18 protein-coding genes and 3 pseudogenes are annotated in these 20035 nt (G+C 50.6%); 3 read left to right on the plus strand and 18 right to left on the minus strand.

The genetic code is table 11. The features are described 5' to 3' along the window. Positions 1-71 precede the first annotated feature (71 nt). From cobA to DWX76_RS14760, 5 genes and pseudogenes are all read right to left on the minus strand, one after another. The gene (gene cobA / locus DWX76_RS14740) at positions 72-1514 is read right to left on the minus strand and encodes a uroporphyrinogen-III C-methyltransferase (RefSeq protein WP_412693961.1); all 1443 of its coding nucleotides are present in this window, start codon (positions 1512-1514) and stop codon (positions 72-74) included. Then, positions 1444-1638 carry an SAM-dependent methyltransferase gene (locus DWX76_RS14745; RefSeq protein ID WP_412693962.1) on the minus strand — a complete coding sequence of 65 codons (195 nt, stop codon included), beginning with the start codon at positions 1636-1638 and terminating at the stop codon, positions 1444-1446. The genes cobA and DWX76_RS14745 overlap by 71 nt, the downstream gene beginning before the upstream one ends. Next, positions 1635-2495: pseudogene (hemC, locus tag DWX76_RS14750) on the minus strand (hydroxymethylbilane synthase); the annotation flags it as partial. The gene DWX76_RS14745 and the pseudogene hemC, both read right to left, overlap by 4 nt. A 25-nt stretch (positions 2496-2520) precedes the next feature. Next, complete coding sequence (locus tag DWX76_RS14755) at positions 2521-2766, minus strand: hypothetical protein (RefSeq protein ID WP_118482153.1); 246 nt, start codon at positions 2764-2766, stop codon at positions 2521-2523. A 55-nt stretch (positions 2767-2821) separates the two neighbouring features. Next, positions 2822-3001: an NAD(P)-dependent oxidoreductase gene (locus tag DWX76_RS14760; RefSeq protein WP_118570010.1), complete on the minus strand. Its 180-nt coding sequence runs from the start codon at positions 2999-3001 to the stop codon at positions 2822-2824. 493 nt (positions 3002-3494) lie between these two features. On the opposite strand from DWX76_RS14760, the gene DWX76_RS01725 reads away from it, so the two are divergent. Together DWX76_RS01725 and DWX76_RS01730 are read left to right on the plus strand one after the other, a co-directional pair. Beyond that, positions 3495-3752 carry a hypothetical protein gene (locus DWX76_RS01725; protein ID WP_022359554.1) on the plus strand — a complete coding sequence of 86 codons (258 nt, stop codon included), beginning with the start codon at positions 3495-3497 and terminating at the stop codon, positions 3750-3752. Between the two features lie 185 nt (positions 3753-3937). Next, entirely contained in the window at positions 3938-4174 is a 237-nt protein-coding gene (locus DWX76_RS01730; RefSeq protein ID WP_022359553.1) for a hypothetical protein, read from the plus strand. A 203-nt stretch (positions 4175-4377) separates the two neighbouring features. Here DWX76_RS01730 and DWX76_RS01735 read toward each other — a convergent pair whose 3' ends face one another. After that, positions 4378-5544, minus strand: a complete 1167-nt coding sequence (locus DWX76_RS01735; protein ID WP_118570011.1) for an alanyl-tRNA editing protein — start codon at positions 5542-5544, stop codon at positions 4378-4380. Between the two features lie 216 nt (positions 5545-5760). Here DWX76_RS01735 and DWX76_RS01740 point away from each other — a divergent pair, with 216 nt between their 5' ends. Next, entirely contained in the window at positions 5761-6012 is a 252-nt protein-coding gene (locus DWX76_RS01740) for a hypothetical protein (protein ID WP_022359551.1), read from the plus strand. An 82-nt stretch (positions 6013-6094) separates the two neighbouring features. On the opposite strand, the pseudogene DWX76_RS01745 reads toward DWX76_RS01740, so the two are convergent. The 12 genes and pseudogenes from DWX76_RS01745 to DWX76_RS01800 form a co-directional block, all read right to left on the minus strand. Next, positions 6095-6729: pseudogene (locus tag DWX76_RS01745) on the minus strand (precorrin-8X methylmutase). Between the two features lie 16 nt (positions 6730-6745). After that, complete coding sequence (locus DWX76_RS01750; protein WP_106999939.1) at positions 6746-8359, minus strand: cobyric acid synthase; 1614 nt, start codon at positions 8357-8359, stop codon at positions 6746-6748. Between the two features lie 148 nt (positions 8360-8507). After that, on the minus strand, positions 8508-9695 hold the full coding sequence (locus DWX76_RS01755) for a pyridoxal phosphate-dependent aminotransferase (RefSeq protein ID WP_118482157.1): 1188 nt from the start codon (positions 9693-9695) through the stop codon (positions 8508-8510). Between the two features lie 152 nt (positions 9696-9847). After that, positions 9848-10864, minus strand: a complete 1017-nt coding sequence (gene cbiB, locus DWX76_RS01760; protein WP_227589774.1) for an adenosylcobinamide-phosphate synthase CbiB — start codon at positions 10862-10864, stop codon at positions 9848-9850. A 23-nt stretch (positions 10865-10887) separates the two neighbouring features. After that, entirely contained in the window at positions 10888-11346 is a 459-nt protein-coding gene (locus DWX76_RS01765) for a bifunctional adenosylcobinamide kinase/adenosylcobinamide-phosphate guanylyltransferase (protein WP_118472659.1), read from the minus strand. 15 nt (positions 11347-11361) lie between these two features. After that, a complete protein-coding gene (locus DWX76_RS01770; RefSeq protein WP_118570012.1) occupies positions 11362-12147 on the minus strand; it encodes an adenosylcobinamide-GDP ribazoletransferase in 786 nt (261 codons plus the stop codon). A 71-nt stretch (positions 12148-12218) separates the two neighbouring features. Further along, a complete protein-coding gene (locus tag DWX76_RS01775; protein WP_118570013.1) occupies positions 12219-12860 on the minus strand; it encodes a bifunctional adenosylcobinamide kinase/adenosylcobinamide-phosphate guanylyltransferase in 642 nt (213 codons plus the stop codon). Between the two features lie 87 nt (positions 12861-12947). Beyond that, a pseudogene (cobT, locus tag DWX76_RS01780) lies at positions 12948-14089 on the minus strand (nicotinate-nucleotide--dimethylbenzimidazole phosphoribosyltransferase). Between the two features lie 279 nt (positions 14090-14368). After that, complete coding sequence (locus DWX76_RS01785; protein WP_118570014.1) at positions 14369-15040, minus strand: TolC family protein; 672 nt, start codon at positions 15038-15040, stop codon at positions 14369-14371. Between the two features lie 11 nt (positions 15041-15051). Next, positions 15052-15729, minus strand: coding sequence for a hypothetical protein (locus DWX76_RS01790; RefSeq protein ID WP_118570015.1), 678 nt, complete (start codon positions 15727-15729; stop codon positions 15052-15054). A 14-nt stretch (positions 15730-15743) separates the two neighbouring features. Further along, positions 15744-16934 carry a TolC family protein gene (locus DWX76_RS01795; RefSeq protein WP_118570016.1) on the minus strand — a complete coding sequence of 397 codons (1191 nt, stop codon included), beginning with the start codon at positions 16932-16934 and terminating at the stop codon, positions 15744-15746. An 86-nt stretch (positions 16935-17020) separates the two neighbouring features. After that, the gene (locus DWX76_RS01800) at positions 17021-20029 is read right to left on the minus strand and encodes an efflux RND transporter permease subunit (protein WP_118570017.1); all 3009 of its coding nucleotides are present in this window, start codon (positions 20027-20029) and stop codon (positions 17021-17023) included. Positions 20030-20035 lie beyond the last annotated feature (6 nt).

Here is a 20035-nt window from a genome sequence, read left to right on the forward strand (position 1 = left end):
TATGTTCAGGCATTTACAATCTATATGAAAACTTCTTCATGAACCTGCTGAACAGACGTCTGTTTATGTGTTTACATATGATAGAGCGCCTGCTCAATCCCTTCTTCCGAGACGGACTCCGCCAGTACGGCTTTCATTCCCGCCGCGCTGGCGGTTTTTTCTGTCTTTTCTCCGATACAGACGGCTGTAAATCCGTTCAATGTCTCCTTATCCGGCTGTAAAATATCCAGGAATCCCTGTACCGTCGATCCGCTCGTAAACGTGGCCGCATCGATCGCGCCCTCTTTTAGGAGTTCACGGATGCGCTCTGCAAGCGGCGATTCCTCCGGCGTGATCGTATCGTAAAGTGTCACATCCATATAGGATATTCCGGCAGCTTCAAATGCCTGCGTCAGTTCCGGCGAACCATGTCTGGCGCGCAGGATGCATACGCGTTCGTTCTGCTTCACCCGTTTTGCCAGCCCTTTTCCGAGATCTGCCGCATAAAAGCGCTCCGGAATATAATCTGGGTAAATGCCGTGTTCCCGGCAGACTGACGCGGTTCCCTCGCCGATCACAGCAAAACGCAGATGGGAAAGGCTCCTGAAATCTTTCTGCATTCGGTTCAAAAGCTCAAAGAAATATTGTGCCCCTGCCGGACTTGTGAGCACCAGCCAGTGATACGATTCCAGATTCCGAACCAGTTCATACAGTTTTTCTTTATCCGCTGTGCCAGCATCCGCTTTTTCTGATTTTTTCCAGACCGGTTTTAACTCAATCGTCGGAAATTCCAGCACCTCCGCTCCGGCATCGCGCAGATGTTCCGCCAGCTTCTGGCTGCGCTCCTTCGGGCGGGTAATCACGATCCGTTTTCCTGCCAACGGCTTTTCTTCTCTCCATGCACACGTATCAGCAAGCGCACAGACCTCCCCGATCACAAGGATGGCAGGCGCCTTGACGCCCTGACGCACACCCTCTTCCGGAAGTGTCTGCAGGGTTGCGCGGATCATTCTCTGGGACGCAAGGGTTCCGTTCATCAGAAATGCCGCCGGCGTCTCCGGTTTCATTCCCGCATTCAGAAGCCCCTCACAGATCCTCGGCGCATTCGCAACACTCATCAGAAAAATTAAGGTGCCGCCGACCCGAGCAAGTGCCTCAAAATCCAGAGCCGGCATGCCCTCCATACGATGTCCGGTAATCACATGAAACGATCCCGCCAATCCTCGGTGCGTCACCGGGATGCCAAAATATGCCGGAACTGCCAGGCTGGAGCTGATACCCGGAACCACCTCAAACGGGATCTGATGTTTCTTTAAAAATTCAGCTTCTTCGCCGCCGCGTCCAAAGACGAACGGATCCCCGCCCTTGAGGCGCACGATCGTTCCGCCCTTTTTCGCTTCCTCTAATAAAATTTCTAAGATTTCTTCCTGCTTCTTCGAATGGCGTCCACTCCGTTTACCAACGTCAATTTTCCGCGTGTACTCCGGAATCCAGCCAGTACCGCGTCGCCTGCCAAAGCGTCGTAGAGACGGCATTCGCCTGCTCCAGAAGTTCTCTGCCGCGCAGGGTAAAAAGCCCTGCATCGCCAGGACCCGAGCCGATAAGGTAGACTTTCCCCAGCGAGACAGTGCAGGCTTTCCCGATAACTGTTCCGCCAATTTTCTTCCAAGCTCCGCTGCTTTCTCTGCCTCCCCCTCAATGGAACCAATACGGACTTCTCCCGTTTCTTCCTTATAATAAAGACCTCTCAGCTTGATTTTTCCATTTTCAAGCACCGCCGAAGCTGCCGTCGGCGACGAACATCCGCCTCCAAGCGTGGCGACAAAGCCCTGTTCTGCCCTGGTTAAAACCGCAGAATCCTCAGAGTGAACCATTTTCACAAAAGGGATCTCCCGGTCACGCCGTCCCTGGATTGCCAGAATGCCCTGTCCTGCTGACGGGATCATTTCCTCCACAGAAAAATAACGGCTGATGCGATCTGCAAATCCCAGACGAATCAGCCCCGCCGCTGCCAGAATCAGCGCATCATATTCGCCAGAATCGAGCTTTCGCAAACGCGTGTTCAGGTTACCTCGGATCCCCTTAAATTCTGCATCCGGGAATAATCTCTGCCCCTGTAGGACGCGGCGGCGGCTGGAAGTTCCGATTACCGGGTGTGCCGGAAGCTCGGATAAGCCTTCACGCAGAACCAGCACATCGCGGCAATCTTCGCGCTCTAAAAGCGCCAGCACCGGCAGCTCCTCCGGCGGACAGAGCGGCATATCTTTTAAGGAATGAACTGTCAGCTCGCACCGCCCTTCATAAAGCGCCTGATCCAGCTCTTTTACAAACAATCCCCTGCCGCCAACCGCATCGAGTGGACGGTCAAGCACCTTGTCTCCCGTCGTTTTCATCGTGATCAATTCAAATCCTGTCTCCGGACAGACATTCTGCATCGCTGCGATCGCCATCTTTGACTGAACAACTGCCAGCGCACTGTCGCGGCTGCCTACGCGGATCCTATTTTTATCTGTCAATTTTTAATCTCCTCTATAAAATATATTAAGTATCTTCTACCTCTGCCTCCGCCAGTACGCGGCGTACTTCTTTTGCCACACGATGCGTCAATCCCGGATCCGCTCCGCCAGAAATCAATCCGGCTGTCAGTTCTCTGCCCTGGGCGATCGCCGGGAAATAAAACTCTGACTGACTTTTATCGGAAGCCATATTAAACCAGACGGAATGGCTCGACGCATCCTCCTTGATCCCTGCGTCCGTCCCCGTCTGCCCGGTCGCTGCCAGCGCCATAAAAAAGCTTTTTCCTGCCAGATCGTATCACGAACTTCCTCATAGGTTTGTTCAATCAGACAGATTTTCCGTGAATCCGCCAGCTTCCGTATCTCTTCCGAAGTGTCGGTGCAATCACCGTGATCGCTGCGCCAAATTTTTCCAGCACGCCGACCCGCCTCGATGCCACACTTCCAGCTCCCACAACCAGCACCTGCCGATCTGTCATATCTATAAAAATCGGAAAATAGGACATTTCTCTTCTCCCACTATTTTCGTTTGGTAACTGTTCAGTGCCTTCACAGTCACGCGCAATAAATCCGCAGACCTACTGAACAGTTACTTCGTTTGTTTCTATGCCACCGGAATTGAGTTCATCTCTTCAAAACCGTATTTCCGTATTATTATAAGGTTTCACGTTTTATAAATCAAGCATGAGGCAGACCTATTTTTCATTTTAGAACCTCTTTTGTTTCTGTTCACGGGTAGGCACTTTTGGAACCGAAAGTGCCGTAAGAAAACGTGGTGGCAGCAGGAATTTGCCGTATTGAAATGCGAAGCCACGGCAAATTCCGTTACTTTTTACGTATGCGTGTACAGTAACCCTCTTTTATTAATACCCGTATACGTAAAAGTAATCCTTGTTTTGTCTTGCCAGAACGGTGCAGATTTTGTATACTTATAACACATTTAAATTCAATACAATGAGTATAAAAAGATTGACTAATACCAATAAAGGAGTTACAACGATGGAAGAATTTTACAAAGCAATCGAAGACAAGATCAAAGCTTCCGGCTATCCGGGCGAGGTAAACGGCGAGGATATCTACAACGACATCTGCGATCAGATGGAGGAAAAAGAAAATGGAACCTATCTGTTTCTCTCCAAAAAAGACAATGGCGTCGTATTTGAATACAAGGTAGACATTCTGGATGAGTCCTTCAATCTCTCCTATGTTCATATTACCGCAAATAACGACACGTTTCATATTGATTTTGACAATTAATAGACAATCTTTTCTTGGACATCCCTGTATTTTTGACATACAGGGATATTTTTTTAAGGATTTTTTTGGAAAATGTGAGCATTGCGCCCTTTATAGAGGTCTGTTATAATTATCATTGTTAAAAGATTGACGAAATTATAAACTGCACACAGGGTTGTGTGCCAATCCATAAAGGAGGGCTAAATATGAAAATCCAGAACATTTCCGATGTAAACACATTTTTTAAAGTAATTGATTCCTGCAAAGGAACCGTCGAACTGGTTTCCCCAGAGGGCGACCGCATCAACCTGAAATCCAAGCTGTCCCAGTATCTGTCGATGGCAAATATTTTTTCCAATGGCTATATCAAAGAGTTGGAGCTGGTCGCTTATGAGAAAGAGGACTTAGACCGACTGATTAAATTTATGTATCAGGGAGAGTAAGCTCTCTTCTGAGGTGTACACGGTATGTACGTTGCCGTTGTATAAAAAAAATGTTTGAATGATGCGATAGAAACTGTATAAAAAAGCTTTCTGGCTGCATGGCAGATTGGCTCTGCTGCACAGAAAGCTTTTTTCCGTTTTATGAATCTAAGTCAAACCGTTTCTCATACTTCACGCAGTAAACACGCAAACCTTCTAAACAGCTACGCTTCTATCCGCGCCAGCTCTTGAAAGACTTTTTCAATTTCTTCCCGCGACGCCCGGAATGTTCCCTGCACCATCTGGGTGCTCCCGCCGCCGCGTCCCTGCAGACGGGCGTTTAATTCTTTTCCGAATGCACGCATATCACGGCCGAGGCTTTCGGCTGTGTAGTTATAACCTGACGCGTCATCGCCAGAGCACACCAGCACGGTCTCTCCTTTTTCCTGTTCCAATAGCAGATTTGCAAACTGACGCACCAGAACTGGCGTCATGCCCTGCTCAAATACAGCCAGCGCTTTCTGCCCCTGCGGATAGACGTCTGCCTGCATGGTGAGAATGCGCTGCCAGAGGCGGTTGATCTCACCGTCCTTGCGCCCGCTCTCCTCTTTCAGATGGCTGACCGCCTCCGCCGCCTTCTCCGGTTTTGCAGAAAGCAGGTTAGAGATCGTCTGCATCTGCTCCGTCTTCGCCTCAAAATTCTCCAGCGCACGGTCACCACAGAGCATGGAGAAACGCACGCCGCCCTTGTAATTCATCAGGGAAAGCACCTTGATCACGCCGATCTCTCCCGTGTAATCCACGTGTGTGCCGCAGCAGGCACAGATATCCGCCCCCGGAATCTCTACGATGCGGACCTGACCGGTCAGCTCTTTCTTGCTACGGTAATCGATGGTTTTCAATTCCTCCTCACCCGGATATGTCACCTGTACCGGAAGATTTGCCCATACAACCGCATTTGCCTTCTTCTCGATTTCCTTTAACTGTTCCCAGTTAAGCGGACCATTCAGATCGACCGTCACTTCATCGTGTCCCATATGAAATCCGACATTATCATATCCGTATGCGGCATGAATCAGCCCCGATATGATATGTTCTCCCGTATGTTGCTGCATGTTGGAAAAACGCTGTTCCCAGTCGATGGCCGCGTGAACGGTGCTTCCCACCTCCAACGGCGCGTCCGTCTCATGAACAACCACGCCATGTTTCTCCTCCACATGTGTCACGTGCACTTCCTCGATCCGTCCGGTGTCCGACGGCTGTCCGCCGCCCTCCGGGTAAAATCCGGTCTGGGAAAGTTCCACCTCAAATCCGTGCTTTACCGGACGGCAGGCGGTGACGATGGCATCAAATTCTTTTACATACGGTGTCTGATAATATAACGGTTCCATTTTCATTCCTCTTTTCATTTCGTTGTACAATGTTCTGTGACAAATCGTTATGGATAAACATCCATGTCGATCCGCCCGGTTATCTCGGTTATCTCGATTATTTCAACAAAAAATTTATAGTAAAATATTTCCGTCCTAATTTTCCTGATTTATGGAAACTGTGGCAAGCTGCCCCTCATATGATGAAGTGTATAGAAAATCTCGGAGGACATAACCATGAGTGATTTAGCGGCTACCAACTGCGGTTGCGGATGTGATAACAACGGAGGAAGCTGCGGCTGTAATTGTGGCTGTGGATGCGGCGGTTTCGGCAACAACAACTGTCTCTTCCTGATTCTGATTCTGCTGTGCTGCGGCGGATGTGGAGGCGGATGCTTTGATCACGGATGCGGCGGCAACAACTGCGACTGCCTGATCTGGATCCTGCTTCTGTGCTGCTGCTGTGGCGGCGGTGGCTTTGGCTGCTGATAAACATCCGCCCATATCCAGCATATCTTTTGAGAATGCATCCATGTACATTTTAATACCGCAGATTTAACACCATCACATCTTATTTGCGCGTCAACTGATAAATCAATGCATTGCAGATCGCGGCGGCTACATTGCTGCCGCCCTTTCTGCCTCTTGCCACAATATAAGGAGTGTCCGGCAAGGATATAATCAATTCCTTGGACGGCACGACATTGACAAAGCCGACCGGTACGCCGATGATGAGCTTCGGATGGATTTTTCCCTCCTGAATCAACTCGTACAGACGCACCAGCGCGGTCGGTGCATTCCCAACTGCAAAAATACAGTCTTTTCCCATTTCTGCCGCCTTGTCCATGCTGGCAACCGCACGGGTGGTCCCGGACGCTGCCGCTTTCTTCGCGACATCCTCGTCCGCCATAAAACAGTAGACCTCGCCGCCCAGCGACGCAAGCGCGCGCTTGTTGATACCGGATTTTCCCATATTCGTATCAGTCACGATGCAGGCCCCATTTTTCAGGCTTCCAACGCCTTATCGACTGCGCCCGGTGAAAATACAAGCGAATCTGCGTACTCAAAGTCGGCTGTCGTGTGAATCACGCGTTTCACAATTGGTGCTTCTTTCTCCGGAAATGTCCGCTTCCCCAGCTCCTCGGTGATAATCTCAAAACTTCTCGCCTCGATCTCCGATGGCAATACCTGACTGAGTTCTTTCATTTTCTCATCCATCTATCTACACTCCCTCTTCCAGAATCCGGTAAATTGCTTCCATATCCAAGTACTTCCGCATCGTGTCTGCCAGCCGGTTGTACTGCTCTTCCCGGTATTTCTCATAATCAAACGATAATCCGCCGACTTCCGGCTCCATTCCTTTTTCTTTCATCAGCGCACAGACAATCGTCTCCGCCACCTCTGCCTTGTCAAAAATGCCGTGGACGTAAGTGCCGTAAAGGTTGTCCCGGCAGCAGCCATCCTGTTTTTCAGTGTGGTTTCCCGCCTGTTCTTCCCTGAGTTTCAATAAACTATGATTTACGGCTTTTTCCTGCTCCTTGATCACGTTCTTAACAATATCACCGCCGACCGATGATGTCTCTCCCATATGTATTTCATATCCTTCCGCCTCCATCCCCGAAAGCCCGGAAAAGATACCGCTGACCGTCCCGAAACATCCCTTGACCTGCGTCCTGGTCTTTTCTTCCTGAAACTGTGTCTGTAACGGCAGAAGTCCCATACCGGAGATCGTACGCCCAGGCACACCCGCCTCGGTTCCTTCCTGATCTGACAGCGTCTGTCCCATCATCTGATAGCCGCCGCAGATGCCCCAGATCGGCGTTCCTCCGGCTGCTTTCTTTAAAACTGCCGCTTCCAGACCATTCTGCCGCATCCAGAGCAGATCCTCGATCGTATTCTTCGTTCCCGGAAGAACAATCAGATCCGGTCGTCCCAGCTCAGACAGACGGCTCACATAACGCACCGAAACGCCGGGGATCGGGTCAAAGACGTTCAGGTCAGTGAAATTGGATAAACGCGGAAAGCGGATGGCTGCAATGTCGATCCATGCCTCTACATGTTTTTCAGATGACTCGTTTTCCTGTTTAAGGGTATTATTCCGCCCTGTGGATGAAAGGCGGCTGCTTAAGCTATCCTCGTCCTCGATATCCACATCCATGTACGGAACGACGCCGACCACCGGAATCTTGCATAATTTCTCGATCATCTCAACACCTGGATCCAGGATCGTCTTATCGCCGCGGAATTTGTTGATGATAAGCCCCTTAACCATCGCCTGTTCATCCGGTTCCAGAAGCGCTACCGTTCCATAGAGCTGTGCAAACACGCCGCCCCGGTCGATGTCCCCGGCAAGCAGTACCGGCGCACCCGCCATGCGCGCCATTCCCATGTTCACGATATCATCCGATTTTAAGTTGATCTCCGCCGGGCTGCCGGCGCCCTCGATCACGATGATATCGTACTGTTCGGACAAGTGCTGAAACGCTTTCTTGATTTCCGGGATTAGCTGCTTTTTATACTTGAAATATTCCTTCGCGGGCATTGTGCCGATCGGGACACCGCGCACGATCACCTGAGAACCGACATCGCTGGATGGCTTTAAGAGAATCGGATTCATGTCCACCGATGGCTCACAGCCCGCCGCCTGCGCCTGCACTACCTGTGCGCGTCCCATTTCCAATCCCTCGCTGGTAATATAGGAGTTCAGCGCCATATTCTGCGATTTAAACGGCGCCACGCGGTAGCCGTCCTGCTTGAAAATCCGGCAGAGTCCCGCCGCCAGCAGGCTTTTTCCCGCATTGGACATCGTTCCCTGTATCATGATTGCTTTTGCCACGGTGAAATCCTCCTTATTTTTGAGTGTCTTACCAAATAATGGTTGCTCAAAGCTATTTAATTCGAAGCTATTTTGTGCTTAACCGAAACTATTTTTCTGCCATTTGTCCTTTCAAATGACAGAGGCTATTTTATGGGTTCGTTTTATATTACAAATTCACATTGTGTTTTTCTTCAGATTGTACCTCTTTCAAAATATTTATCAACCTTTCATTTTCTCCTCGGTTCCGCACCGCCACCCGGTAATAATGACGGTTCAGCCCTTCAAAATTCTCACAGGCGCGAATCAAAATGCCATGCTCTAAACACCCCTGTTTGTAATCGCGCGAATCCTCATCCGGCGAACGGAACAACAGATAATTTGTCTGGGACGGATAAACGATAAATCCCAGTTCTTCCAGTTTTTCCGCCAGCCGCGGACGTTCCGTCTGCAAAGATTTAACCGTCCATTCCAGCAGATTTCCTTCTGAATGAGCCGCCAGTACCGCAAATGCCGCCACCCCGCCCGCCTGTGCCGGAGCCGAGACACTCCACGGCTGGCGGAACTTCTCGAGGCGTTCCCGGAGTCCGGCATTGGAGATGATGCCATAGCCCAGGCGAAGGCCTGCCATTGAGCAAATTTTGGTCAAGGCATTTAAGAGAATAACGTGATCTCCAACACCATTTAACAAATTTCCAACAAACGAACATTCTCTCCGTGTATCCAAAAACCACTGAAAACACTCGTCCAGCATAAGCCAGGTATGTGTTTCCCGGCAGACCTCCGCCAACCTTTCCAGCTCGGTGGCTGAAATAGCGCGCCCTGTCGGGTTATTGGGATTTCCGAGAATCAATATTTTTTCCCAGACGTTTTCATGTTTAGAGGATAAAGTTGGGACCGAATCTATCTTCGATGCATCCCCAGAGCCATCGCAAAGCATGGCATACAATTCTTCCCTCGTACTCTCCAGGGAAAATCCATTTTCTTCCCTTAAATGAAGCCACCGGATCTTGCAGCCGCACATCCGAAGCGCCTGCTCATACTCCGAAAATCCCGGTGCCAGCAAAATCGCCTGTTTGGGCCGAATCGCTGAGACAACTGCATATAAAATATCCGAAGCACCGTTTCCAAACACGAGCCAGTCCTTCGGAATCGGCGTGCCGTCTGCCTCATAAAAAGCAGCCGCTGCACGCCGCAGCTTCCGGCATAAAGCATCCGGATATTGTTCCCAAGCAGCCGACGATGCTATCACAGCATCACGGACAGCCTGCGGCATTCCAAGACGATTTGTATTGACTGAAAAATCTAACTCTACGGCTGCATCACCGTAAATATCGCCGCCGTGCGTGTATGGCATAGATGCTTCCTCCCTGTTGTTCCCTCTTTTTTGTGTATTCTTTATCTGGTTACTCTTTCCTTCGTTCTGTTTTTGATATTTTTATCTGTTTGATTGTTTCATTATTTGGATTTTTTGCCTTTTTTATATTCTTCTTTGTTAAAATTCCCTTATCAAAACAAAATCACAGCCCGCATCACCAGTGCCAGAAGTCCCATGATTCCCGCCGCTCCATACATCAGGCGGTTGACACGGCGGATGTCCTGCGGTTCAATCGGGTGTATCTCATCACCGATATATGGCTTCGGAACTAACTTGCCGAAATACCAGGCATCGCCCGCCAGTCGCAAGCCCAGCGCGCCGGCGCATGCCGACTCGGTCTGCGCGGAATTGGGGCTTTTGTGGTTCCGGCGATCACGCCGCCAGATACGGTAAGCATTCTTTCCGTCATATCGTAAAAGGTATGCAGATACTATCAATAAAAGCGCTGCCAGACGCGACGGAATCAGGTTTACCAGATCGTCCAGTTTTGCTGCCGCGCGTCCAAAATGCAGATATCTGTCATTTTTATATCCGACCATCGAATCCATCGTGTTGACTGCCTTGTACAGCCAGCCAAGAAGCGGACCTCCGATCGCCAGATAAAACAAAGGCGCAATCACTCCATCCGACGCATTTTCCGCTACCGTCTCAACTGCCGCCCGTGCAATCCCCGCCTCTGAAAGAGGTTTCGTATCGCGCCCGACAATCATCGACACTGCATAGCGGGCTCCCTCGATCTCTCCCGCCTCCAGCTTCCGGCAGACCGCCATGCTCTCATCCCGCAGGGAGCGCGCCGCCAGCAGATAGTAAGTCATGACCGCCTCGACTACTGTCTGAATCCAGATGCCGCCCAGACGGGAAATCCAGAGGATTGCGCCTGCCACACTGCCTGTCACAAGCAGCACCAGACACACAAAAAGAACGCCCGCGCGGCGTTCCCCCCGTTCCGTTGCATGCTTTTTTCCAGCTGGACGCAAATATTTTTCCAGCCACACAATCAGATTTCCGATCGCCCGGACCGGATGCGGCATCGAATGCGGATCACCCAGGCACAGATCCAGAAGATAACCTGCCAGAATCGCAGCTAAGTGATATCCGACCATTCTGCCTTCTATCATTCCTGTCAATACTTTACTGATTGCTGTCATTTTGTCTACTCCCAACTATTCTTTTATTTGATCCGCATTCCCAGACCGCAGATAACCCGATGCACTTCCTCCGAATATGCGGCGATCCGCTGGCAAATGCGCCCGTCTGTCTCCCGGTAATCGCGCTCAAATGCTTCCATCGGCACAATGCCGCAGCCGATTTCATCCGCCGTCACGAATGCATCCGGATTTTCCTGCATCAGGCGTTCTGCAAACACGTATGGATCGCGCCCGGCTTCCATCTCACGCCTCACAAACAGTTCAAAATGTGTGATCAGATCCGCCTGCATGATCGTCTGTTCGTCCGTTTCTAATCTCCCATCCGCGATGCGTGCCGTAACTCTACACGCTTCTGGATTTTTCGATCGATTCAGAACGGTGGATAAGTCTTTTGTTTTCCTCCGTTCCAAAGTACGTTTTTCCCACAATTTCATCGCATACGCTGTCTTTCCTTGTTCCCTGCCGCCAATTATAAAAATCATTCTGCTTTTCCTCGCTTAAAAATTCAAAAACCGCAGGCACGTACCTGCCAGCCGCATCGCCGCCAGCACCAGCACCACATTCCGCTCGCAGCTCTGCAGAAAATGCCCTGCCAGATCGCCGTTGATGCCGCCAAATTCCCGCATGGAAAAACGATAATAGCAAACAAAGGTTGCAAGAGCCGTCAACGCTGCCAGAGCGCCGCGCAGATGTCCCCAGTAAATCATCCAGCTGATCGCCAACACTGCTAAAACTGCCATACTCACGCGGACAACCTTTGTCTCGGCACTTCTGGAAAATTCAGCGGCAAGCCCGTCCTTTTTCGCCTTTGGAAATGCCACCACCGAATAGCCGCTGCAGGCGCGTTCCAGCATAAGCGCCCCCGGCAGCAGCCACACATCTGCTCCCACAAACTCAGAAACTGACCCCGCATAGAGAAGCAGGTACAGCCCCAGACCGATGATCGCAAACGCCCCCGTATGTGGATCTTTTAAAATCGCCAGCTTTTTTTCCCGCTCGCCGTAGGAATGGCGCGCATCCGTCACATCGAGATACCCGTCCATATGGATTCCACCAGTAATCAATAGTGGAACCGCCGTCAACAGGCAGGTCCGGAACAGAACTCCAGCACCCAAAATTTCACAGAGCGCAAACGTGGCTATCTCTACCGCCCCGATCACCGCCCCGATCAGCGGAAAAAAACAAAGCGCATAGCGCATCCGCTCTTCCGTCCAGTCCATGCGCGGCATCGGAATGCGTGAATACATGGAAAATGCAATGATAAAACTTCCTATCAGATTCAATCTTCGATCCCCCTGACTCTATTCTGGCAACCATAACTTTAGCAGGCATTCCGCTCTGTTCCACTCACTGACTACCCTACATCTTTTGTCCTTTCATCGGCTGCAAAAACAGGTGTTGACACCGCAAGCGGAATTCCATACACCACTTCCGTCACCGAATCCGCCATCTGTCCCAGTTCCCGGTTGATCCGTCCCAGAAGCTCTATGTACCGCTCCGATTCCAGATCATACGTCGCACCGTCCGAAAAGATCTCATTCGTTACAATGATAAGGTCATGGCACTGGTTTTGCAAGTGTTTTATTCCTTGCAGAATCCGCTCTTGCGCACCATTTTCCTGAGCATAAAACTCATTGAGGACAAGGTTGGACATACATTCAAGGAGAAGCACTGGTTTTTGTGCCACTCGGCAGGACTCCCAGCGCTTCAAACTATCGTTTTCCTGTTCATCGTCCAAACCAGCCGAATTGTACTCTTCGAATCTCTCCTCTAATTCTAATGTTTCTAACCCCGTATACCGCTCAATCGTCTTAAACCCTTTTGCCGCGCGCATCCGCCGATGGCGCTCCACCCGTTTTCTGCCTTCATCATCCCAAATCCGCATCGTCGCCAGATACCAGAGTGTCCCACCGTTCCCGTTCCGGCACTGCACGGCAGTCTGTTCGGCATATTCGGACTTACCGCTGCCACTGCCGCCTGTAACTATATATAACATCGTTCATTTATCCTCTTTTTCACCGAATTGCAGCAGTTTCCATGCTTTAAAAACATACGCAAAAAATGTTTTAATCCGTATATCTCATCACACCAGCGGCTTATATTCCTCTATTTCCATCTCCGCAAACGTATCCATATCCCGGTAAATGGACAGCGCCATATCCAGCAGTGGAAACAGCGCCAGCGCCCCTGTACCTTCTCCGAGTCGAAGTCCCGCCTGGATAGCCGGAGTTACTCCTATCAAATCAAGCAGCCAGATAGACGCCGGTTCCGCCGATACATGGGCTGCCAGCATATAGTCCGTCGCTGCCGGTGCAATTCTTCCAGCAGCTGCCGCCGCAGCTGCCGCGATAACCCCGTCAATCACAACCGGAACATGATAGATGGCACCGCCCAAAAAAGCACCTGCCATCGCCGCCAGATCGAATCCGCCTACCTTTTGCAATACCTCCATGCCATCCATGGGATCCGGGTGATGCAGTCCGATTCCACGCCGGATTGCCTCCGTTTTCCGTTTCATCCAGCCGAATCTAACCCCGCCCCAGCTCCAGTGACAAGTTCCGGTTCTTTTTGCAGCAGAACCGAGGCTACCGCACTGCTGGTTGTCGTATTGCCGATCCCCATTTCACCCACTGCAGACAAGCGGTACCCCTGCTCCTTCAGCACACGCACTGCATCGATTCCCGTCAAAATAGCTGTCAACACCTCCTGGCGCGTCATCGCTGCTGCTTTTGTAAAATTGGAAGTTCCACGGCGGATTTTCCGTTCCGTCAGGGGATGAAGTTCTCCCCGATGTTCTACCTCACAGGCAATTCCCATATCGATCGGAAACACATCTGTCTCTGCCTTTTCTGCCATCAGGCAGGAGCAGCTTCTACCGCGTGTCATATTTGAAACAACTGCCGCCGTAACCTCCTGCCCGGTCTGTGATACGCCTTCTTCGACTACCCCATTATCTGCGCAAAAAATTAAAAGCGCACGCTTGGAGAAGTCTGGCACTTCCTCCCCCTGTGCTGCCGCCGCCCGCACAATATCTTCCTCCAGGACTCCCAGACTGCCAAGCGGTTTTGCCACATGCTCCCAATGTTTTTCTGCCTGCTCCCGGATTGTCTTGTCCGCTGGTACAATCTGTTTCTTAAGCTGGTCAAACCGTATTTCCAGCTCTTTTTCCGAAAAATGCCGAAAATCTTCCAGGGATTCCAATGTCTTCATATTCTCCTGCTGCATCTATATGTTCCTCCCGTTTTCGTTTCCGCCCTTTTCCATGGGTCCGTGAACGGGCGTACCCTTTCAGTCTATCGTTTACCGGTTCAAAATTCCGCCTATGATTGTACCATTGACCGGAACAATACGCAAATACAAATTTGTTCTCACACCGAAAGCATGAAAAAGAATGTGCCTTGGCACATCCTTTTTCAAACCCATCTTATAAAATTCCATTTCACGTATCCATACAAAACATACAGTCTTAGGAAGCGCAATCACTTAATCCTCACGCAACCCCTTTCAACATCCACTCATACGCATCATACGCCGTCCGCAGGGAAATCTCGCAGTCTCTAGTTCTGCTTTTTTCTGCAGATAAGACGCCTCACCCTGTAAATACGTTGCTTTATTAATCGCACCGGACTGATACTTAATCTGGGTGGCGCCGTATGTTTTTTCGGCAGACTGGTAGGCTGCCTGCGCCGCGTCGCGTTCTAGGCTTAATGCCGCTATCTCAGCGTACTGCTCATCCGCTGAGGCGCTTGCGGCGCTCTCGGCTTCCTCGATCTGCTGGTGGCGCAGCTTGCGCGCCGCATCCCCGGTTGCGGAGGATCGTCTAGCTGATTTGACACTGGAACTTGCAATGACAGCTGCCGCGCGGTCCGCATCCAGATTCATAGAAGCCAGTTCCGTTGCCGATACGGCTGGAATTTCCCCCAGCGTAATAGAAGTTCCGCTCTTTCCAAGTAAAATGGCAAGCTGGCGCAGCGCCTTATTTGCCTGATCGGTCGTGGATTGTAATGCTGTCTGGGCGCTTAGCAGGTTTTTCTGAGCCTGCAGCAGATCCGTCTCCGTGCAAAGCCCCGCTGCCAGTTCCCGCTCTCTGCGATCCACCTGCGCCTGATAGTTCTCTGCCGTCTTGGCAGCCGCCTCCACCTCGTCCTGAAGCTGCCGGCAGGTGCCCCACTGGATCTGTGCGGTCTTTACGACCTGCCAGACCGTCCGGTTTCTGGACGCACGCTTGACGCCGAATTTAAGGAAGTGAGCGACTTTTTATACTGCTTCGCTGCCATCGACAGCGTTTGTGCATTTCGCTCATAGGTGCCGATCAGTGCCTCATCTCCGCCCGCATCTTCGAGCTCATCTGCTTTATAGTTCATATCCCGGGCACCGGAAATCATCGCATCGTAGGCTTCCTGGTAGACGGCAAGGCTGTCCTGATAACTGTAATCGGCGCTGACAGCCGTTCCATTGCCGCGCCGCACCAGCGCCTCCAGTTCCCCGTACTCTATCACAGAATCCGCGAGCTGTTCCTCCGTATAGGAGCCGGACTGGCTGTCGATCGTGTTGTCTGCGCTGTTTTCGGTTATGGTGCCATCTTCCAGCGCCGGACCATCTGCCTCGCTGTCTGAATCACTTTCTGTGCCGGAAATCAAAGGCGTTTTCGCCGCCTGCGCCGGGCTCGATACAAGAATACAAGCCGCCAGGGCAATTCCGATCGAACGACTCAATCTGCTTTTTCCGATTCGTTTCACATTATAACCGTCCAGATGCACATCCAAAGCACTTGCACCGCTTCGGTCTCTTTCTTGCCCCTTGCGCATCTTTTGCTCTGTCCCAGCTTCCGCGTTCATCCATTTTCCTTTCAGATTTCGCATCATCCGCCCACCCCTTTCTACTGCGTGGATGCCAGGCCGCCCACCGCCCACTGGTAGGCGAGCTGCGCCTGGAGAAGCGACATCGCTGCCGTCTCTTTTGCCATGGATGCCGATTCATAGGAATAGGTTGCGCTCTGGTATGCGTTCTGGCTGATAAGTCCGGCTGCCAGCTTGCGGTCGTTGGTCTGTTTCGTCTTTTCTTCTAATTCAAGGCTGCGTTTTGCCTGTTCATACTGTGCCTCAGACAGCTTCAGATTCTGATAAGCCGACTGGACATTCGACTTGACTGCCTCCTTCCCGCTGGTCAGAGTTGTCTGGTACTGCTCTTTAAGGGTGCTTGTCATCGCATTGTTGACCTGACGTGCCAGAATCTTTAACTGATAATTATTTTCCTGTGCTTTCGCAATGTCCTCTTCGAGGTTGACCGATGCACTCATCTGTTCCTGCGGGTCCGGTAATGCACCGATTTCTACTGATGCGCCATATTTCCATCCAAGCATCTGGCACAGGGATTCCTTCGTCGATGCAATATTGCTCTCCGCCGTCGTGATGGACGCCTGCGCCTTTAAAAGAGTCTCCTTGGCATCCAGCACATCCGTCTGGGTCGCGCTTCCGGATGAAAGCTTTAAATTTGCCGTCTCATAGTCTTTTTCTGCCTTGGACACCTGGTTCTGCACACTCTTTAAGTTTTCCTGGGCATTCCAGTACTGGATCATCAGGTTCTGCGCCTGCTGTACCAACGATTTCTCGGTCTGCGTATACCCCCACGCCTTAACATTCGCATCATCGACGTTATTATCGCCCTGCTCGCGCATCTGGGTCGCGGAAGTCTCGCTTCTCTGTGCTGCTGCCAGTGCGGAACCATAATTCGCATCATCTGAATCCGGGTACTCGATACTGCTCTCGATCTCATCTGCCGCGTCATAATATTCCTGCGCGATCTCATTGCTGTCTTTGCCCTGATAATCTTTGTACTCGATCCGGTTCTTCTCCACTGTGCTGTTGTACTCATGGATCCGATCAGCAATCTCGTCAAATTCGAGCTTATCATCCTGCAGCGAAGCCCATTTTTCTGTGGAATATGCAAATTGCGGGCTGGCTGCCAATACCTGAACCGGCACACCTGCCGCCAGGAATACTCCCAGTGAGCAGGCTGCCACGCCAGAGGCAATCCGGCGGGTCAGGCATAATCTTCTATTTTGATTCATGTATGTCACTCCATTCCGATCTATCTGATTTTAATTTCCGCAGCAAATATTTTATTTCCTACAATATTTTTTCAATTAACCTATATCTAATCCACATCCGGTATCTCTTCCTTCGGTTTCCGGCTCAGCAGTGCGTAATATACTGGAACCATGAAGAGCGCGACAATCACACCTGCGGTCAGACCGCCGATATCTACGATCGCCAGACCCTGTGTCGTGGAACCGCTGCTTCCGATTGCCAGTGCCATCGGGATCATCGCGAGGATGGTTGTCATACTTGTCATCAGAATCGGTCGGATACGGGTCGCACCTGCCTCGATGAGCGCTGTCCGCAGATCCATCGTGGAGCGATACTGGTTGACCGTATCCACGTAGAGAATACCGTTATTTACAACAGTTCCGACCAGAATCAGGAAGCCAAGCAGGGACGTCATACTGATGCTGACGCCGGTCAGCTTCAGTAATCCGAAGGAACCAACCAAACTGAACGGGATGGTCGTCATAACCATGATGGAAAACTTCACAGACTCAAACTGTGCCGCCATGACAACGAATACCAGGAAGACTGCAATCGCAATCGCGCGGTACAGGGAGCTGAACTCACTCTTCATCATACGGTCACGGCTGTTCTGCCCAATGCTGATTGTACCGCTTAAGTTCGGAGTAATTACCTCACTGTTGATTTGCTGCTGTACATTATCACCGGTGTAATCGGCAGAGATTGTGATCTCATATGCACCGTCGGTTCTGGAAATCGAAGCCGGACTGTCCTCAAATACGACATTTGCCACATCGGTCAGTGCCACCTTCTGTCCGTTTGTTCCCGTCAAAATAATATCTTTTATGTTATCAACTGTCTCGTACTCGCCCTCCGGATACTCAACCGTTACCGTAATGTCCTCGCCGTCAATTTTAAGTGTCGTCGCGTCGATACCACTCAACATCTGGTTAATCGTCGTTCCGATACTGGAAGCCGTGAGTCCATACGCCTTTGCCATGACTGGATCAATCTTCAGGGTAATGATCGGTGCATTATTCTCAATACTGGAATGGATGTTGATGACATCCGTTCTTGCTGTCATTTCCTTGACAATCTTATCACTAACTTCTTTTAATTCATCATACTGCGTGCCGTGAAGAATCACTTCATAGCCGCGCTGTCTTCCCATGAAGCTCATGGAAGTCGATGCCGATACGTCGATCGTACAGTTTGCAATGTTATCCATCTCTTTCTGCCACTGATCGGCTACATCGTCTGTTTTCATGGTACGGTCATCTTTCAGATAGGCACTGATCTCGCCGCTGTCTCCGTTGTAACGCAGCATGTACGAATCAACCTGGTTGCTCGCGGAAACAATCGCCTCCGCTTCTGCCAGCGCCTCCTCGATCTTTTCCTGTTTCAGACCCGGACGCGTCTCAATGCTGACACTGACCGTACCGGTATCATCCGATGTCATCAGCTCCGTCTGCATTCCGCTCGCCAGAATTACCGTCAGTACAAGTACCAGAACCGAAAATCCCATAACCATCGCTTTGTGGTTTAACAGACGGTCCATGATGCCGCGGTACCATTTCTGTAAACGTTCAATCGGACGTCCCATCAGGGCGCGCTTCGCCTCGCTCGGTTTATAGAACAGATAGCACAATGGAACCACCGTCATCGCAGAAAGCAGGGACGCCGACATACAGAACACGATCGTGAATCCCAGCGGCTTGAACATCTGTCCGGTCATACCGTTTAAGAATGCCAGCGGCAGGAATACGACACAGGTCGTGATCGTCGAACCGATGATCGAGTTGATGACAATGCCGGTTCCGTGAAGCGCTGCTGAAAAATAGCCAAGCGCCCCCTTGTCTTCCTGCTCCGCCGTTGCACGGAAACAGCTCTCCAGTACAACGATCGAGTTATCGACCATCATGCCGACGCCGAGTACCAGCGCACTCATCGTGATAACGTTCAACGAAAATCCTGCCATCGTGATCGCAATCAAGGACATCAAAATCGAAGTCGGAATCGAGCTTCCGACGATCAGGGACGCCTTATAATCGCCAAAGAACAGAAAAATGATGAACATGGAGATGATAACCGCCAGAACCATTGTCTTTGCTACGTCTTTTAAGGAATCAAGAATCGTGTCAGATGTATCATTTGCAACCGTGATCGTCAGTTCCGAATCATCTGCCATCAATTCTTCAACTTTCTTTTTTACAGCCGAGGACACTTCCATATCTGTGCTGTCCTGCTGCTTCTGAATCGAAACGGAGATCGTCTCCTGACCGTTGTAACGGGAAATGCCGCCCCGGTCTTTCGTTGCCTCATACACATTTGCCACATCCGACAGAGAAATAATCTGTCCTGCCGGCGTCTTGATTGGAATATCCTGCAGCTCATTTACCTGTTCTGTTTTTAAGGAGGTAGTAACGGAAAGCTCCAGATTTCCGGCATCTGCCTCACCAGACGGGGATGCCACGTTCGCATCGTTAATCGCACTCGCAACATCCTGCATGGTCAGATTGTACTGATCCATTTTTTCAGACTGTAATTCAATGCTGACGTACTTAGAAGAACCGCCTCGCGTCTCAATGTTTGCAATTGAAGAAATTCGCTCTAATTCAGGTACTATCTTCTGATCCACATAATCGTAGAGGTTTGTCTGCGTCTTATGTGAAATCGAAAGCATCATGCTGTCTCCTTGATTGGAGTTCATCGACATAACGCTCGGTTCCACATCATCTGGAAGCGCCCGCTGGATATTGTCCAGTTTCTGCTTTAAGTTGTCATACGCCTCATCCATATCGGTGCCGTAATCGTACTGAAGCATGATCATCGAACGTCCATCGCTGGATGTGGAGGAAATCGTGTCCACGCCTTCCATCGTGCCGATCGCCTCCTCGATCGGTTCGGTTACCAGCTCGCTGATATCCTCCGGTCCTGCGCCTGAATAATTTGCCATGATAATCAGCATCGGCGTCTCCATATCCGGCATCTGCTCCAGCTTTGCCGAAAAGACCGATGAAATACCGAATACAACCAGACACAACAGAGCCATGACAGTAGTAACCGGATGTTTCAGGATATATTTCGTTACTCCCATGTCTTA

It is taken from the genome of Clostridium sp. AF21-20LB (assembly GCF_003478795.1).
Taxonomy (GTDB): domain Bacteria; phylum Bacillota; class Clostridia; order Lachnospirales; family Lachnospiraceae; genus Otoolea; species Otoolea fessa.

Coding starts and splice junctions, on each gene's coding strand:
- DWX76_RS01725 (WP_022359554.1), top strand. CDS start 3,495: ATGGAAGAATTTTACAAAGCAATCGAAGACAAGATCAAAGCTTCCGGC.
- DWX76_RS01740 (WP_022359551.1), top strand. CDS start 5,761: ATGAGTGATTTAGCGGCTACCAACTGCGGTTGCGGATGTGATAACAAC.
- DWX76_RS01755 (WP_118482157.1), bottom strand. CDS start 9,695: ATGCCATACACGCACGGCGGCGATATTTACGGTGATGCAGCCGTAGAG.
- DWX76_RS01795 (WP_118570016.1), bottom strand. CDS start 16,934: ATGAATCAAAATAGAAGATTATGCCTGACCCGCCGGATTGCCTCTGGC.
- DWX76_RS01730 (WP_022359553.1), top strand. CDS start 3,938: ATGAAAATCCAGAACATTTCCGATGTAAACACATTTTTTAAAGTAATT.
- DWX76_RS01775 (WP_118570013.1), bottom strand. CDS start 12,860: ATGTTATATATAGTTACAGGCGGCAGTGGCAGCGGTAAGTCCGAATAT.
- DWX76_RS14760 (WP_118570010.1), bottom strand. CDS start 3,001: ATGTCCTATTTTCCGATTTTTATAGATATGACAGATCGGCAGGTGCTG.
- cbiB (WP_227589774.1), bottom strand. CDS start 10,864: ATGACAGCAATCAGTAAAGTATTGACAGGAATGATAGAAGGCAGAATG.
- DWX76_RS01765 (WP_118472659.1), bottom strand. CDS start 11,346: ATGATTTTTATAATTGGCGGCAGGGAACAAGGAAAGACAGCGTATGCG.
- DWX76_RS01800 (WP_118570017.1), bottom strand. CDS start 20,029: ATGGGAGTAACGAAATATATCCTGAAACATCCGGTTACTACTGTCATG.
- DWX76_RS01790 (WP_118570015.1), bottom strand. CDS start 15,729: ATGATGCGAAATCTGAAAGGAAAATGGATGAACGCGGAAGCTGGGACA.
- DWX76_RS14755 (WP_118482153.1), bottom strand. CDS start 2,766: ATGGCGCTGGCAGCGACCGGGCAGACGGGGACGGACGCAGGGATCAAG.
- DWX76_RS01735 (WP_118570011.1), bottom strand. CDS start 5,544: ATGGAACCGTTATATTATCAGACACCGTATGTAAAAGAATTTGATGCC.
- cobA (WP_412693961.1), bottom strand. CDS start 1,514: ATGCCGTCTCTACGACGCTTTGGCAGGCGACGCGGTACTGGCTGGATT.